Consider the following 15608-nt stretch of genomic DNA (forward strand, 5'->3'; position numbering starts at 1 on the left):
TGTCCATCTGGACGTTATTCCGTCGACTCCGCTTCCTCCACAGCAAGCCACTCATTAAGACCAGTCAGCATCGCCAGCGCGGACACGAAGAGAGCCTTAACGGCGGCTGGTCCTCGGAGGTCGCCGAACACCTTCGTGAGCATCTTCTCGTATTCCCTGCTCTTCCGGTGCGCCGTAGCCTTGGACCTAACCTCTTGCAGGTTACGGAGAAACTGGACGTCACGCTCAGCGTGCGGGTACCCGGCCAGCTTCAGCCAACGTTCGAGCTTTGAGATCCCCTTCTCGTTCTCGATCTTGTCTGGCAGCTGTGCCTGCACCTGCTTTTCATTGATCGCGTCAACGAAGAGCTGGGTCATGATTCGGATGCTTGACTCGAACTCAGCTTGGGAGTCGTTCAGAGGAAGACGAAGACGCTGCAAAAGTCCAGCGTCTGCCTCCTCGGGCTTGCGGAAGAAATCCCAGCCGTAACGCTCGCTCCATGCACGCCCAAACGTCACGTAGCTAGACCTCACGAGCAGGTCTTCCGCCGTTGGCTCAGTAAACTGAGCGAAGAAGGCTCGACGGATAAGCGTTTCACTGGGGCGACCATCTGCCGGAACGTTGAAGCTCCGCCAATAATCACGCTCCTGGCGTGGCAGGTCACGACCCAGGTCGCCAAGAAATACCATCACATGCTCTTCGGCGCTGTTGTCGATTTGGACACCCCACAAGAAAGCACAACGAAGACGACCATCAGATACTTCGTAAAGCTCGGGCTTGTCGTAGTACTTCTGCAAGACTTCCCGACGGAAGAAGACCGGCGTCAGGTAGTGAGGCGCGTCCGGGTTGGCCCCGAAGTAGTTCGCCAGGGCTTCCGGGTTGCATGTATAGCGGACCTCGTCACCATCATCATCGGTCCCGATGATGAACTCGGGGAAGTAGGTGTCCTCTTCCTCGTATGGCCAGATGCCACTTTTCTCGACAGGCGGCGACGACACTACTCGAGTGGCCAGGTAGCGAGTGAAGTCACGACCCATGATGCCGTCACCCGAGTACAGGCCGGCACGCAAGTCATCAGTTGTCCACTCAGCGTCATCGGGCACAGCAGCGCCCTCTGTCCCGTACCTGACTGAGTCGATGTAGAGAATGAGATCGAGTTGCCGTGCAGCCTGGAACTGCCGCAGAAGTTTTGTCCGTACCTCGACCTTCTTGCCGGTGATTTTGACTGCAACCGACGAGGTACCGTCGTCATGCGGCTGCATGAACTGAGACGTCAAATCGTCCCAGTAGAGGTTGTGGTACAGCCGGAAATGTTGAGTCAGCTCAAGCGTCGATGGCACTACCCCGTGGTAGTCACGGAGCAGAACCAACGGCTCGATGCCGTCCGGGGCCCCATCTTGGAAGTAGGTCGCTACCGGCTTACCGTTCTCATGGTGCTGCGAGAAACCGGGGCCGAAGTCACCCTTCGAGATGTCCCAGCCCGGATCACTCAGGATGCGCTCTCGTTTCGAGGGCAGCGCAAAGGCACAATAGATACCACCGTTGGCGTCATCATCGTGCCAGCTGTCGCAAACGACCGTCCACGCACCACGCTCAAGCGAGGTGAAGTGCTGCATAACATCCTGTTGCCTCAAGCCCATTTCGACATTGTAAGACAAACTCCCCCGTGTCGGCAACGACTTTCCGAGCGATTCCACGGGGCACGGTACGTACCACCTGGCCGTACCCGCAGGAGGTTTTAAGCGCCTCAACCTTGGGCGCGTACGCAGAAATGAACCGCAGCCGCGTTTTGACGTGGCGTACACGCTTACGGTCGAAGGCGATTTAGCTTGGAGCGAGTCACAAACCCCACTTGACGACGCTCATTACCGGCTCGTCATGCACTTCGAGAACTACGGTTCCAAGCCGGTGCTCGTGACCGTGAAGCCAGTCGGCTCGTAGCCCTGGAGAAGGCCACGCCGACGCACGTCTCATGATGCAGTTGCGCCCTGTCAGCCGTACGCCCGGATCACTACCCTTGCCCACATGGCGATGGAGACCGTGACGGTACGCACCCTTGACGGCCTGCACTTGGCTGGCACCCTCGAACGCCCCCAGGAGCCCGCTACACGAGCCGTGCTCCTGGTGCATGGTGGCGGCGTCAGCCGCGAAGAAGGCGGCTTCTTCGGGCGACTCGCAACTGGTCTTGCAGGGGCGGGCGTTGCCAGTTTGCGCTTCGACCTGCGCGCCCACGGTGAGAGTGAGGGCAAGCAGGAGGAGCTCACGCTCTCCATGATCCTCAACGACATCCGCGTCATGGTCGCCTATCTCAGGAAGGCGACCGGTGCCATGGACGTCGTCCTTCTTGGAGCCAGCTTCGGCGGTGGCCTGTGTGCCTACTACGCCGCGAAGCGCCCCGATGAGATCACGCGCCTGGTTCTGTTCAACCCGCAGCTCAACTACAAGCGGCGGACGATCGACAGCCGCCCGTATTGGACTGACGACGTCATCAGCGAGGAGGCCGCGACTGAGCTGAGTGACCGTGGCGCGGTCCAGTTCACACCGACGCTGCGCCATGGCCGCCCGATGCTGAACGAGGTCTTCTGGCTCAAGCCCCATGAGGCGCTTGGGGAAGTACAGGCCCCCACCCTGATCGTGCACGGCACAGCTGACACGCTGGTGCCGTTCGAGTCGTCCCGGGATGCGGTGGCAAGCTTCACCGCGCCTGTACAGCTCGTACCCGTCGAGGGTTCACAGCACGGCTTTGCCGTTCACGACGACCCGCAGTACCTGAACCCGAAGAGCCAGGAGTATCAAGCGTTCGTCATCCGCACCGTGACGGACTGGATCACTGCTGGGGTGTAAGCGCCTCGCGGAATTCTCGGACGGCGGGCCGGCTACGCCAGTGATCAAGGGTCGGCAAGACCTCGCCGAGGACACGCACGGTGCGCACCGACTTCACCTCGTGCGCTACAGCGGCCGATGCCCTGCCGACCTTCGCGGCTTCGTCCGGCTCTCCACTGAGCGCCAATGCCGCAGCGCGTCGTGCGTTGAAGAATCCGGTGTCGCGGTGGGACAGCGCTCCTGTGTTGAGTACATCGCTGAACAGGTCGGCCGCGAGACTCGGCTTACCGGCCTCGGTGTAGGTAATGGCGTCTCGCACCAGTCGGGTATGCCCGGTGAAGTACACCCCAAGGGCATCGGGCGTGTCCTCGGGAGCGTTGGTCAGTAGCGTCTCCGCGTCGGCCAACTGGCCGCGCACGACGTCAAGCGGATCGCCAAGCATTGCGCGGCCGAGCGCCTCCTGCTGTGTGACCTCGGCTCGCACTCGCGCCGGCAGGTGCCACCGATCATGGCCTGCCGCCTGGGCGAGCGTCAGCATGCGCAGTGCGTCCCGCTCGTCGTAAGCCATCTGCGACTTCTTGAGCAGCACGTACCCCTGCATGGCGGCGTTGTCAGCCTCCTGCGCCCACTCCATCGCACGGTCGTACCAGAACACTGCGGCCTGCGGCTGCTGGATGTCCCGGTACAGCCAGCCCGCGAACTCTGCCCCGTCCGCGCCAACGGCCAGGAGTTCACGGCGTACGTGCGGCTTCACCTCGCGCGCTTGGCTCTCAATGGCATCGAGCAGAGCGAGCATGACCGGCATCGTCTTCTTCGGGCCAAGCGCACCATCGTCGCACTTGGCCTTTTCGAGTACGCGGCGGAAGTAGTCGACGACCGGGCCGTCAAGGTAGCGGTGAGCGTCATCAAGGGCATGGGCAACGTGCTGTAGCTCGTCCAGTCCGAGACCGGGCAACGCTATAGCAGCGATCCCGCCTCTGAAGAGGTCTCGGCGATTCAAGGGGCTCATGGGGTCCTGCTCTGTGGCTCGTGCGGACTCGTCCGCCAAGTGACCGGTGAAGCTGCTCAACCCGCTCGCTGCGATGGTCTCGGCGTCTACCGGCACGAGTACCGCCCGGCCGTTGATCACGACCGGCAGCAAGCCGCCAGCCTGAGAAGCCTCGGGCTTCGGTGCTGGCGGTTCAGCGGGTGGCCGAGCAGCAACCGCGGTAGCGGTGACCTGCCTGGCTTCAGGCAGCTTGAACCACAGTAGGTCTGCCGGGATTTTCAGGCTATGCGCCCACCTCATGAGCTTGGACAGATCTTGCGGCGACTTGCCGCTCTCAATCCGGCTGAGCTGCGCCTGGTTGAGGTCGAGCCACGTAGCCATGGCTTCCTGAGACACAACGCGACCGTTCCACGGGTGCGTGCGATAGGCATAGAACACCCGTCCCATATGCCAACTGGCGAGTGCTTCGCGCATCCGTTCGTCTTGCCAGAACTCCAACGGGACGACGGGCGGCCTGGCGACAGCCGAAGCAGCAGCCTTTCGCTGGCACGTCGTGCAGCGCTCGCCCCCTGAAGGTGTATCAATCCCTGCGCAGCGCGAGAAGGTTGAGGAACGGGGGCGCGAACTGGGATCCTCCAAGGCCGCCGAGTTCGTCGACCCCGGACGCAGTGCTCGCACCATCGACGAGCGCAAAGAGTTCCAGGAGATGATCGCTTACCTGCGCGAGCACCCCAACGTTCGCTACGTGATCGTCTACATGCTCAGCCGCTTCGCCAGGAACCGACTGGACGACGCGTCCATGGTCGCCACTCTGGAGAAGCTCGGCGTCAGACTGATCTCAGCCGTCGAGAAGAACATCGACGACACCCCGACTGGCCGGATGCTCCACGGCATGTTGGCCGTGATCAACGAGTACGCCTCCAGCCAGAGCGCCGAGGACGTCAAGTACAAGATGGGTCAGAAGGCCAAGAACGGCGGCACGATCACCCGCACCCCTGTCGGGTACCTGAACACAGTCGAGATCGTTGACGGTCGCCGGGTGAGAACGGTCGCCATCGACCCAGTACGCGGCCCGTTCATCCGGCTGGCGTTCGAGCTGTATGCCACGGGCGAGTACACCGTGGAAGAAGTAGCTCAGGAGCTGTACGACCAAGGACTACGCATGCCGCGCGACGCGCGGTATCCCGAGGAGCGCGGGATCTCCACCAATCGCCTGTACGTCGTCCTACGTGATGACTACTACTGCGGCTGGATCACCCACGACGACGAGAAATACCAGGGTCGTCATACGCCCCTGGTCGCTCAAGACCTCTTCGACCACGTCCAGATGGTGGCCAGCTCTCGGAACATCGCTCGCGAGAGACGGCGCGTACATCACCACGAACTGAAAGGCTCGCTGTTCTGCGGCTCCTGCCATCGCCTCCGTGGCGACCGGCGCCGCATGATCGTGCAGCACGCCACCAACCGGCATGGCAACGTCTACCGGTACTTCTTCTGCAATGGCCGCTTCGATCACATTTGCGAGCTGCCATACGCCCCGATCGAACAGGTCGAGGAAGCCGTCGAGAACCACTACGCCACGGTTCGCTTCACACCGGAGTTCATCGCGACCATGCGCGCCGAGCTGGCCGCCATGATCGATGAACAGCAGTCCACGACCAAGCTCCTCCAAGTCCAGCTCACGAAACAGCTCCGTGCGCTCGACACCAAGGAGAGCAACCTCATCGACCTGGCCGCTGACAACAGCCTGCCCCAGGCCAAGATCAAGGCCAAGCTGCGGGAGATCACCCAACAGCGGGATCGTCTTACGGCTCGGCTCGATGACGTCGACGAAGACCTCAGTACAGCAGCCGAGATCGTCGAGACATGCTTGCAACTGCTCCAAGATCCGCAAGCGCTGTACCGCCGCTGCAACGAGCAGCAGCGCCGTCAACTGAACCAAGCTCTCTTCGAGGCCCTCTACATCGACGAGGACTTGAACGGTGACATCCAGGTGAGCCACAGGCTCAAGGAGCCGTTCGGCATCCTGCACGCTGCCCAGAGCCAGCACCAAGCCGCCACAGGGCGGCCAGAGGCCACGGCTAGCCTCCGGGCCATCCTGCCTACCCCCAAACGCCAAAGCGCCCCTCCCCAGCCGGGGAAGGGCGCTGGCCTGCAACTAACAGGGGCCGCCCTGGTGGGCGGCCCCTGGAAGGTACCGGGTTCCAATGAACTTCTTATGGTGGGCGATACTGGGTTCGAACCAGTGACCTCTTCGGTGTGAACGAAGCGCTCTCCCACTGAGCTAATCGCCCGGGAACGGACTGAACCATACAGGTCTCGGCGGGTTTCGTTCAAACGGTATGGGAGCCCGCGAGCACCTTCCGAAGCCCCCGCCGCCCCGCCCGCATCATCAGCGCGTGGTTGGCGAGGAAGAAGGGCCGTCCCACCACGGCGAAGCGCCGCAGCAGCGGCTTGTTGACCACGACCTCCTGTTCGTACAGGGCGCGGGTGCCCTCGCCCCTGGCGCTCAGCGTCCAGCGGGCCCACCCTTCGAGATCGCCCGTCATCGCGATCTCCAGGACGCGGGCGCGCGGGTCCCTCCGGCTCTCTTGGGCGCGGACGACGAGGTCGTACGGGATCAGGGACCGGAACCGGGCGGTCCCACCGCGCTCGTCGACGGGGGTCACCTCCCGGACCTGGGGCCACCAGTCCGTGTACTCACCCGCCCGTTCCAGCACGGCGAAGACGGTGTCCGGGGCGGCGTCGAGATCCCAGACGCTGCGGAAGCGGTAGCGATGCCGGTCCATGGGTCAAGTGTGCGCCCACCAGCCGTACTCAGAGGCGTATCTGAGTACGGGAGCCGATGACCCGTGCTGTGGCCGAGGCCACACTCCAGGCCATGGTGAACCTTCCCCGACCGGCCGAGGAGCTCGCGGTCCTCGATCGCGAGCTGGCCCGAATCGAGGCGCGCAGAGCCCAGTTGCTCGCCCGCAGGTCCTATCTGCTGACGCTGCTGACAGCGGTGGCACCACCGGTGCCGCCCACTCCCCGGGCAGGTCCCGCCGCCCGGGCGCCCGAGACGTCCCCGCCGAGCGTGCAGAACGCCCTGCTCGCGCTGGGCGGTGTGCTGCTGACCGTCGCGGCGATCGCGTTCACCGTGGTCAGCTGGGGCGCCATGGGGATCGGCGGCCGGTCCCTCGTGCTGGGCACCGTCACCGTGGCCGCGCTCGGCGCCCCGGTCCTCCTGCTGCGCCGCTCCCTGGTCTCGACCGCGGAGGCCGTCGGCGCGCTGGCTCTGGTCCTGACGGTCCTCGACGCCTACGCCCTGTACCGGGTCGCGCTGCCCGACGCGGATCCGCTTGGCTACTCGGCCGCCGTCTGCGCCGTGCTGGCCGCGCTCTGGGCCACGTACGGACTCCTCGTCGACCGGCTGCGTACGCCGCTGCCCGCCGCGGTCCTCACCGCCCAACTCCCCCTGCCGCTCTGGGCCCTGGCCACCGGGGCGGGTCAACTCACCCTCGCCTGGGCGCTGCTGGCGACCGCCGCCGCCGACGCTGCGCTCGTGCTCTGGACCGGGCCCACGCCGGCCAGGTCGATCGCGGGTGTCACCGCCTGGGTGACCGGCGGCTGGGCTCTTTTGACCGCGGTCGCGCTCTCGCTGAGCGCCGGCTCCCCGCCGGACGCGGTCCCGCCCGGTGCGCTGCTCCTCGCGGGAGCCGGTCTGGGTCTTCTGGTGGCCGTGCGGGTCCCGGACGTCGCCTTCGCCGGCGGTCTGGTGGCCAGTCTGTCGGCGATCGCCGCGACCGGCGGTGTGCCGCGACCGTCCCTGCCCCTGGGCTGGGCCGTCGTCGGGTATCTGCTGTGCGGCGCGGCCCTGTTGACGGCCGTACGGTCTCCCCTGCCCCGCGCGGCGGTGCGGGGGCTCGGTGCCGCCGCCGGAGCCGTCGTGGCGGGCGCCGCCCTGTGGGCGCTGCCCCCGGCGGCCCTGGCACTGCTCGGCCCGGCCTCGCGGGCCGAGGCCATCTGGTCGGGCGCGCCCGGCGGCGCCCGGCAGGCGCTCGGGACGGATCCGGGGTGGCCGGCCTTGACCACGGCGCCGCTGGTGCTGCTGATCGCCGCCGCGCTCCTCGCCGCCGCCCACCGCCGTCTTCCCGAGTCCGCGCGGCCCGCCGCGCTCGGTGGTGCGACGGCGCTCGGCTGGGCCGCGGGGCTGGTGCTTCCCGCCGCGCTGGACTTCGGGTACGCCGCGGCCGTGACGACGCATCTCGCCCTGACGGCGGGCGCGTTGACGCTGGCGGTGTACACACGCCTGCCCGTCGCGCTCCGTCGGCCGCACCCGGCCGCGCCGCCGGTTCTCCCGGCGACGGCCATGATCTGCGCACTGGCCGGTGCGGGGAGTGTCGCGCTGCTGGCCCTGGCCGACGAGACGACGACGCTGATCACCCTCGGCGTGCTGCTGGCCCTGCTCGGCGGAGGCGCGGTGGCCCTGAACCCCGCCGCGTCCGAAGCCGGCACCGGCGCCGGCGCCGCCCACGCCGCCTTCTCCGCCCGGGCCTTCCAGGCGCTCCTCGGCTGCCTCTCCGTCGCGACGGCCACCGCGCTGCTGTGCGCGTTCTGCGCGTCCGCCGGACTGCCGCGCGCGCACATCGCCCTTGCCGTCCTCGCCGTGCCCGCGGCCGTCGCGCCGCTCGGCGCGCGCCTGCGCCACCACCCCGTGTCCCTGCCGATCGAGCTGACCTCGGCCGGGGCGGGTCTCCTCGCGGTGGTGCTCGCCGCCGGCCGGCCGGGGACCACGGCCCTCGTGCTCGCCCTCTGCGCGGTCATCGCCGCGGGCACCGCGCTGCGCCCGGACCGCCGCCCGGCGGCCGGACATCTCGCGACGGTGCTGTTCGTCCTGGCCACCTGGGTGCGGCTGTACGCCTCCGACGTCTCGACCCCGGAGGCGTACACCCTGCCGGTGACCGTCCCCGCGCTCGTCGTGGGCGTCCTGCGGCGTCGCCGCGCCCCGGAGGCGTCGTCCTGGACGGCGTACGGCCCCGGCCTCGCCGCGACGCTCCTGCCGAGCCTCGCCGCCGCCTGGGGCGACACCCACTGGGTCCGCCCGCTGGCGCTCGGGGTCGCCGCGCTCGCGGTCACGCTCGTCGGCGCCCGGCTGGGGCTGCGGGCGCCGCTGGTCCTCGGCGGGGCCGTGCTCGCCCTGGACACGCTGCACGAGCTCGCGCCGTACGTGGTCCAGGTCGTCGACTCCCTGCCCCGCTGGCTGCCGCCCGCGCTCGCCGGGCTGCTCCTCCTGGCGCTGGGGGCGACCTACGAACGGCGCCTGCACGACGCCAGACGCCTCCGCCGGACGCTGGGCCGGATGCGCTGAGGCCCCCGCGGCGACGGAGCGACGGGCCGGAATCGCCTGCGGAACGACCGATGCCCCGGAGACGGTGAAGTCTCCGGGGCATCGATTCCGGGTGGGCGATACTGGTTTCGAACCAGTGACCTCTTCGGTGTGAACGAAGCGCTCTCCCACTGAGCTAATCGCCCGGACGCAGGGCAAACATTACCCCATGTCAGTGCCTGGGCCGGACCGCTTCCGCGCTCACTGGTCGATCTCCCAGGGCATGGCGAATCCGAACTTCCACAGATAAATGCCGGCCAGTACCGCCATGATCACCAGACCGGTGGTCGTCAGGACGATGTTGCGCCGGCGCACCTTCGGATCGAGTGCTTTCTGCGCCGCCTCGGTGACCTTGCGCCGCGTCCAGCGGAGCACCAGTTGTGCCCAGACGAATTCGGTCGCCCAGATCGCCATACCGCCGAAGATGATGAGCCAGCCGGGACCGGGCAGCGGCAGCAGCACCACACCCACGCCGACCACCACGAGGCCGACCACGAATACGCCGACCTGCCAGCTCATATGGAGCGTCTTCGAACTCTTGATAAAGCCGGGAGCGCGTGACCCGAGCTGTCGCTCGGGTGGCTCTTCGGTCAATTCCCCCGCGGATTTCCCTGTCGTCCGTTCGACGACATCCCCCCGCTCGTCACTCTCCGCATGCATGACCCCCAACCTACCCGAAGCCGACTCGTCACCGGAATGGCGGCATAAGTCGAAGTTAGGCACCGCTGTACGAGCTACCTGAAGGATCACAAAACAGACAGAGGGGTTTACAACGGCACCGTAGGTGGCATGTCGATTGCGCCGACGTGCGAATCCCCGAGCGCACACTGAGCGAAAGGCCCTGGCGCTTATGAACACCACGGTCAGCTGCGAGCTGCACCTGCGCCTCGTTGTATCGAGCGAGTCCTCACTGCCTGTACCCGCGGGCCTGCGGTATGACACGGCCGATCCCTATGCCGTGCACGCCACCTTCCACACCGGAGCCGAGGAGACGGTCGAGTGGGTGTTCGCCCGCGACCTTCTCGCCGAGGGGCTGCACCGGCCCACCGGCACCGGCGACGTCCGAGTCTGGCCCTCCCGCAGCCAGGGCCAGGGAGTCGTCTGCATCGCGCTCAGCTCCCCCGAAGGAGAAGCCCTGCTGGAGGCCCCGGCGCGAGCCCTGGAATCCTTCCTCAAGCGAACCGACGCCGCGGTGCCACCCGGTACCGAGCATCGCCACTTCGACCTCGACACAGAGTTGTCTCACATCCTGGCCGAGAGCTGAGCCAGGCCGACAGCTGCACGGCGCCGTCCGACTCGGGGAGACGGCGCCGCGCGGACAACCTCATACGGGCGAACGACGCCGCCACCGCGGAACCCACCGCGGCGGCGGCGTCGCCGCGCTCCCGCCCCCGCCGGGTCACCGCCTAGGATCTGCGGAACCCGGCGGGCACCGGCCCGCAGCAGGCCAGGGAGCGAATCGTGCAGGTCCCCCACGACACCCGCAATGCCCTTGAGACCGTCGTCAGTCTCGTGAACACCCTCCCCGAGGCCGACGGCACGGACGGGCTCGCCGATGTCGACGCGCTGTACGGCTTCGCGCGGGCCCATCGGATGAGCGGCGTCGGCGACCTCGGCCCCCGCGATCTGCGGGCCGTACAGGACGTGCGTACGCGCTTCGCCGAGGTCTTCGCCGCCGCCGGTCCCCGCGAGGTCTCCCGGCTGCTGAACGAGCTGGTGGCCGCGGCGGGGACGACCCCGCAGCTGACCGACCACGACGGCTACGACTGGCATGTGCACTACTTCGCGCCGGACGCGTCGATGGCCGACCATCTGGCCGCCGACTGCGGGATGGCGCTGGCGTTCATCGTGGTGGCGGGCGAACAGGAGCGGCTTCGGCGCTGCGAGGCGCCGGACTGCGGGCACGCCTTCGTCGACCTGTCGCGCAACCGGTCCCGCCGTTACTGCTCCAGCCGTACCTGCGGCAACAGGCTGCATGTGGCCGCGTACCGCGCGCGCCGCAGGGAAGCGGCCGGCTGACCGTCACAGCAGGAACAGATCATGGATCGCCGCCATCAGAAGCAGGGTGCCGATCACCGTCAGAAAGATCATCAACGGCGGCTGGGAGAGCGCGAAGAGACAACCGCGCGGCTCTTCGGTGGGTGCGGGGGCCTGGCCCCGTGAGGTATCGAGCATCGCGGGGTGATCATGACGCAGGCGCGGCGCGGCCGAACAACCAACACGCGTCCCGGTGAGGCGAGTTCGCCAGATTCCCGGTAAACGTCCAACCCCTGAGACAGCCGGGCCCCCCGGAGGGCTTTGCGGTCAGATGCCGTGCTTCTTGAGGATGGCCTCGACATCGCTGAAGTCGTCCCCGGCGTCTGCGCCGCCGGACTTCTTCGCCCTGGCCGGCCGAGGCTGCGCCGCGGGGGCCGTGGACGCGCCGAGCGAGGGCGCGGAGGCCGCTGGCGCGACCGCCTCGCGCCGCGCCGCCTTGGCCGCCTTGCGTTCCTTACGGCTCCCGGCTCCGGCGCGCCGCTCCACCATCCGTGTCGTCATGAAGAGCAGCCAGGAGATTCCGAGGAGTCCGACACCCACCCAGGCGGTCGGGCTGAACGCCTTGTCGGCGAGCCACTGGACCACCCCGGTCATCACGAGCGCGACCGGCACCAGCGAGTAGGCCGCGATCCTCGTCGCCGTGAGGAAACGCCTGCGGTAGGCGGTGATGGCCGCGATGCCGAGGCCGGCAGCGGACACCGCGGAACAAATGGTCTCGGCAATCATCCGGTCCTCCAGGCGTGCGCGCCGTCGTCGGTCGTGGTCGGCTCCTGTCGCACATGCCGGCGTACGCCGACATGTCGACCCTTCCATCCTGCACCCCCCGGCGGGGTACGGGCCACGGTGCGCACTGACCTCAGGGAGATCTCCGGGGTCCGCCTCCTCCCCAGGTCCCGGTCGGTGGCGGGCACCGGGACCTGGAAGACTGGTCGCATGAGTGACTCCCGAACCGACGGCCCCGTCGTGCTCGACGTCTGGTGCGAGCTCGCGTGCGTCGACTGCCAGAGCGCCCTCGCGGACCTGCGCGCGCTGCGGGCGCGCTACGGCGACCGGCTGGACATCCGGCTGCGGCACTTCCCCCTGGAGAAGCACCGGCACGCGTTCGCCGCCGCCCAGGCCGCCGAGGAGGCGTTGGAGCAGGGCCAGGGCTGGCCCTACGCCGAGGCCGTCCTCGCCCGCCACGAGGAACTGGCCGCCCGGGGCGAGCCGCTGCTGGTCGAGGTCGCCCGTGAACTGCGCCTGGACGAGGAGGAGTTCGACACCGCGCTGATCGACGGCCGGCACACCCTGATCGTCGACGCCGACCAGGCCGAGGGCAAGGCGATCGGCGTGACCGGCACGCCCACGTACGTCATCGACGGCGAGCGGCTCGACGGCGGAAAGAGCCAGGAGGGGCTGCGCGAGCGCATCGAGGAGATCGCGGACCGGCTGCTCGCCGGGGGATGACACCAAACCCGGGCTGCGCCCGCCTCCGGGCCGGGCTCAGACCAGCGGTTTGAAGACGTTGCGGTGCGTGGTGGCGTACCCGAGGGACTCGTAGAGACCGATCGCCGGGGTGTTGCCCGCGAAGACGTGCAGGCCGAGCCCGCTCCGGCCCGCGCGGTGGGCGATCCCCTCGGCGTGCAGCATCAGCGCGCGGCCGTAGCCCTTCCCGCGCAGGTCGTCCGGCACCTCCACGCCGTACACGTACGCGGCGGACTCCCCCGGTGCGACCTCCCTGCTGCCCACCCAGACGTCGCCGACCGCCTCCCCGTCGTGGACCAGGACGTCGATCCAGGTGGCGGGGGTGGCGAGGCCCTGAGAGAGATTCTCCAGGCGGCCCGACTCCGCCTTGGCGCGGGCCTGGTCCGCCGGCAGACCCCGGTCCATCCAGCTCTGCGCGAAGCCCACGAGCGACCTCGCCTCCCAGACCTCGTACTCCGTCTCGTCCATCGGCCTGCCACTGAGACCGGGCCGCAGCGCCGGGGGCTCCTCGGCCAGCTCCTTGAGCATGTTCCTGCTGCGCTCGGTGTAGCCGAGGGTCTCCAGCAGCGGCAGCGCGCCGTCGGCGTCGGCCGGGACAGAGGCGACCACCTGGCCGCAGCCCCAGCCGCGCAGCACCTCCTCGGCGGCCAGCGCGGCGATCGTGCCCCGGCCGCGGCGCCGGTCGGCCTCGTCGATCCGCAGGTGGCGCAGCACCCCCGCGGGGGTGCCGAAGGCACCGTCCATGCCGAGTTCGATCACGCCCACGGGGCGGCTGTTGTCACACACCTCGTAGGCGCGTGACTTCATACCGTCGTCGGTCTGCTGAAGCGGCCCGGTCGGCCGCAGAGTCGTGGTCATCAGGGGAGTTGTACCCATCTCGCGGGCACACGTCATCAGGTTTTACGGATCGAGGTCGCCCGCCGCGCGCTCGTCGAAGACGCGCACGGCCTTGGCGGTGACCGGGCCGGGGGCACCGGGCAGTGCGCGGCCGTCGAGGCGGTGGACGGCCTGTACGTCGCGCAGGGACGACGTCACGAAGATCTCGTCGGCGCGGTCGAGCACGTCGAACGGCATCCGCGTCTCGTGCGCCCCGCACCACTCCACCGTCAGCGCCCGGGTGATACCGGCCAGACAGCCCGAGGAGACGGGTGGTGTGTGCAGTTCCCCGTCCAGTACGACGAAGACGTTGGAGCCCGTGCCCTCGCAGAGGTCCCCCACGGTGTTGGCGAACAGGGCCTCGGAGGCGTCCTGTTCCCGGGCCCGCGCGAGGGCCACGACGTTCTCGGCGTACGACGTGGTCTTGAGCCCGGTCACCGCGCCGCGTTCGTTGCGCGTCCAGGGAACGGTGATCACCGCGGTGGTGTCCGGGCGGCGCGTCGTCTCGCCGACCGCCACGACCAGCGTCGGGCCGGTGTCGCCGCGGTCGGAGCCGAGCGGGGAGAGACCGCCGGTGTACGTGATGCGCATGCGGCCCATGGGAACCGGATTGGCCTCCAGGACGGCGGCGCACGCCGCACGCACCTCGTCGTGGTCCGGATCGGGCAGCCCGAGGCCACGGGCCGAGCGGGTCAGCCGGTCCAGATGCCGGGTGAGTGCGAAGGGCCGGCCCTGGACGGACTTCACCGTCTCGAAGATTCCGTCGCCCACCGTCAGCCCGTGGTCGAGCACGGACACCTGCGCGGCGTCGGCCGCCCGCAGTCCGCCGTTGACCCAGATCATCATCTAGCCGGTCCTTCCCGTCGCCTCGTACACCTTCGACGCTACCGCCAGCAGCCGCGAAGCCTTGAGCTCTGTCTCCCGCCATTCGCGTTCGGGGTCCGATCCCCAGGTGATACCCGCGCCGGTGCCGAAGCGCACGACGGGCCCCAGAGGCGGATGGCGCTCCACCCAGAACGTCCGTATACCGACGGCGAGTTCGGCCGTGGCGCGGTCCGCGTCCACCCAGCCGACGGCGCCGCAGTAGGGTCCGCGCGGGGCTGTCTCCAGCTCCTCGATGATCTTCAAAGCGCTGGATTTCGGCGCGCCGGTGACCGACCCGGGCGGGAAGGTCGCGGCGAGCAGTTCCGGCCAACCCGCGCCCTCGGCAAGTTCGCCGCGCACCGTGGAGACGAGATGGACGAGGCCCGGGTGGGGCTCGACGGCGCAGAGGGCGGGCACGGTCACCGATCCGGTGGCACAGACACGGCCCAGGTCGTTCCGGACGAGGTCCACGATCATCACGTTCTCGGCGTGGTCCTTCTCCAGCAGATCGGCCTCGGTACGGCCGGTGCCCTTGATGGGGCCCGACTCCAGGGTGCGGCCGGTGCGCCGGAGATAGAGCTCGGGGGAGGCCGTGGCGATCTCCACGCCGTGCGCGGGGAGCCGGACGGTGCCGGCGTACGGGGCGGGGTTGCCGCGCGCGAGGAGAGCGGTCAGCGCGTCGACGTCGGCCGCGGCCGGGTCGGGCAGAGGCGCCGTCATGACCCGGCAGAGATTGGCCTGATAGACCTCGCCCGCCGCGATGAGTTCGCGGACGCGCCGTACGCCGGAGACGTACGCGGCCCGGTCGAGCGAGGACGTCCAGTCGCCCGGCGCGGGCCCCAGCCACTGTCCGGGGACGGGCGCCGGAACCGGTTCGCGGCGTACGTCTCCGAACCGGGCGCAGGTCAGACGGCCCTCGAAGTCCATGGCGACGGCCCAGAAGCCGGTGGAGTCCAGGGCTTCCGGGTCTCGGGTGACATCGCGCAGATCGGTGGCCACGAGATCACCGAATCGGGCCAGCGGAGGGAGGTCGTGCACGATCCTGAGTCTAGGACGGCCCACCGGAGTGACCGCGAACGTGTGCGCGACGGCGTCGTGCGGGTACCGCAGCGTGAACGTACGGCAGCACGCTGCACAAACGCGTTTTTGTACTCGCCCCGTAATCCGCTAGAGTTCACCACGTCGCCGGGCCGCGCAGGAGGGACCGGG

General features: G+C 68.4%; 15 protein-coding genes and 2 tRNA genes. 6 read left to right on the plus strand and 11 right to left on the minus strand.

What is annotated here, in order from left to right:
• Positions 1-14: 14 nt before the first annotated feature.
• Positions 15-1676 (minus strand): hypothetical protein, encoded by a 1662-nt coding sequence (locus ACFWU9_RS09695; protein ID WP_384316104.1) that lies wholly within the window; start codon positions 1674-1676, stop codon positions 15-17.
• A 328-nt stretch (positions 1677-2004) separates the two neighbouring features.
• On the opposite strand from ACFWU9_RS09695, the gene ACFWU9_RS09700 reads away from it, so the two are divergent.
• On the plus strand, positions 2005-2823 hold the full coding sequence (locus tag ACFWU9_RS09700) for an alpha/beta hydrolase (RefSeq protein ID WP_384316106.1): 819 nt from the start codon (positions 2005-2007) through the stop codon (positions 2821-2823).
• Here the strand turns inward: ACFWU9_RS09700 and ACFWU9_RS09705 are convergent.
• On the minus strand, positions 2807-4264 hold the full coding sequence (locus ACFWU9_RS09705) for an XRE family transcriptional regulator (RefSeq protein ID WP_384316108.1): 1458 nt from the start codon (positions 4262-4264) through the stop codon (positions 2807-2809). The two genes, ACFWU9_RS09700 and ACFWU9_RS09705, sit on opposite strands and share 17 nt — an antisense overlap.
• Before the next feature lie 79 nt (positions 4265-4343).
• Here ACFWU9_RS09705 and ACFWU9_RS09710 point away from each other — a divergent pair, with 79 nt between their 5' ends.
• Positions 4344-6053 carry a recombinase family protein gene (locus ACFWU9_RS09710; protein WP_384316312.1) on the plus strand — a complete coding sequence of 570 codons (1710 nt, stop codon included), beginning with the start codon at positions 4344-4346 and terminating at the stop codon, positions 6051-6053.
• Here the strand turns inward: ACFWU9_RS09710 and ACFWU9_RS09715 are convergent.
• Positions 6010-6084 (minus strand) — tRNA-Val (locus tag ACFWU9_RS09715). The genes ACFWU9_RS09710 and ACFWU9_RS09715 overlap by 44 nt on opposite strands.
• A gap of 39 nt (positions 6085-6123) precedes the next feature.
• Positions 6124-6579 carry an SRPBCC family protein gene (locus tag ACFWU9_RS09720; protein WP_384316110.1) on the minus strand — a complete coding sequence of 152 codons (456 nt, stop codon included), beginning with the start codon at positions 6577-6579 and terminating at the stop codon, positions 6124-6126.
• Positions 6580-6635: 56 nt separating this feature from the next.
• Between ACFWU9_RS09720 and ACFWU9_RS09725 the strand changes: the two genes are divergently transcribed.
• Positions 6636-9140, plus strand: coding sequence for an SCO7613 C-terminal domain-containing membrane protein (locus ACFWU9_RS09725; protein WP_384316112.1), 2505 nt, complete (start codon positions 6636-6638; stop codon positions 9138-9140).
• A 92-nt stretch (positions 9141-9232) separates the two neighbouring features.
• Here the strand turns inward: ACFWU9_RS09725 and ACFWU9_RS09730 are convergent.
• Both ACFWU9_RS09730 and ACFWU9_RS09735 read right to left on the minus strand, forming a co-directional pair.
• Positions 9233-9304: transfer RNA gene (locus tag ACFWU9_RS09730), tRNA-Val, on the minus strand.
• A 55-nt stretch (positions 9305-9359) separates the two neighbouring features.
• The gene (locus ACFWU9_RS09735; RefSeq protein WP_384316114.1) at positions 9360-9818 is read right to left on the minus strand and encodes a TIGR02611 family protein; all 459 of its coding nucleotides are present in this window, start codon (positions 9816-9818) and stop codon (positions 9360-9362) included.
• A gap of 190 nt (positions 9819-10008) precedes the next feature.
• On the opposite strand from ACFWU9_RS09735, the gene ACFWU9_RS09740 reads away from it, so the two are divergent.
• Both ACFWU9_RS09740 and ACFWU9_RS09745 read left to right on the plus strand, forming a co-directional pair.
• Positions 10009-10422, plus strand: coding sequence for an SsgA family sporulation/cell division regulator (locus ACFWU9_RS09740; RefSeq protein ID WP_023542925.1), 414 nt, complete (start codon positions 10009-10011; stop codon positions 10420-10422).
• Between the two features lie 197 nt (positions 10423-10619).
• On the plus strand, positions 10620-11177 hold the full coding sequence (locus ACFWU9_RS09745; RefSeq protein WP_384316116.1) for a CGNR zinc finger domain-containing protein: 558 nt from the start codon (positions 10620-10622) through the stop codon (positions 11175-11177).
• A 3-nt stretch (positions 11178-11180) separates the two neighbouring features.
• Here the strand turns inward: ACFWU9_RS09745 and ACFWU9_RS09750 are convergent, their stop codons facing one another.
• Entirely contained in the window at positions 11181-11333 is a 153-nt protein-coding gene (locus ACFWU9_RS09750; RefSeq protein WP_384316118.1) for a hypothetical protein, read from the minus strand.
• 129 nt (positions 11334-11462) lie between these two features.
• Positions 11463-11921, minus strand: coding sequence for a hypothetical protein (locus ACFWU9_RS09755; protein WP_384316120.1), 459 nt, complete (start codon positions 11919-11921; stop codon positions 11463-11465).
• Positions 11922-12128: 207 nt separating this feature from the next.
• Between ACFWU9_RS09755 and ACFWU9_RS09760 the strand changes: the two genes are divergently transcribed.
• Positions 12129-12641 carry a DsbA family protein gene (locus ACFWU9_RS09760; protein WP_384316122.1) on the plus strand — a complete coding sequence of 171 codons (513 nt, stop codon included), beginning with the start codon at positions 12129-12131 and terminating at the stop codon, positions 12639-12641.
• Positions 12642-12677: 36 nt separating this feature from the next.
• Here ACFWU9_RS09760 and ACFWU9_RS09765 read toward each other — a convergent pair whose 3' ends face one another.
• The 3 genes from ACFWU9_RS09765 to ACFWU9_RS09775 are packed head-to-tail and all read right to left on the minus strand — an operon-like array spanning position 12678 to position 15437.
• Positions 12678-13517: a GNAT family N-acetyltransferase gene (locus ACFWU9_RS09765; RefSeq protein WP_384316124.1), complete on the minus strand. Its 840-nt coding sequence runs from the start codon at positions 13515-13517 to the stop codon at positions 12678-12680.
• Between the two features lie 42 nt (positions 13518-13559).
• The gene (locus ACFWU9_RS09770) at positions 13560-14381 is read right to left on the minus strand and encodes an aminotransferase class IV (RefSeq protein WP_384316126.1); all 822 of its coding nucleotides are present in this window, start codon (positions 14379-14381) and stop codon (positions 13560-13562) included.
• Entirely contained in the window at positions 14382-15437 is a 1056-nt protein-coding gene (locus ACFWU9_RS09775) for a chorismate-binding protein (RefSeq protein WP_384316128.1), read from the minus strand.
• Between the last annotated feature and the right edge of the window lie 171 nt (positions 15438-15608).

Source organism: Streptomyces sp. NPDC058653 (assembly GCF_042716895.1).
Classification (GTDB): Bacteria; Actinomycetota; Actinomycetes; order Streptomycetales; family Streptomycetaceae; genus Streptomyces.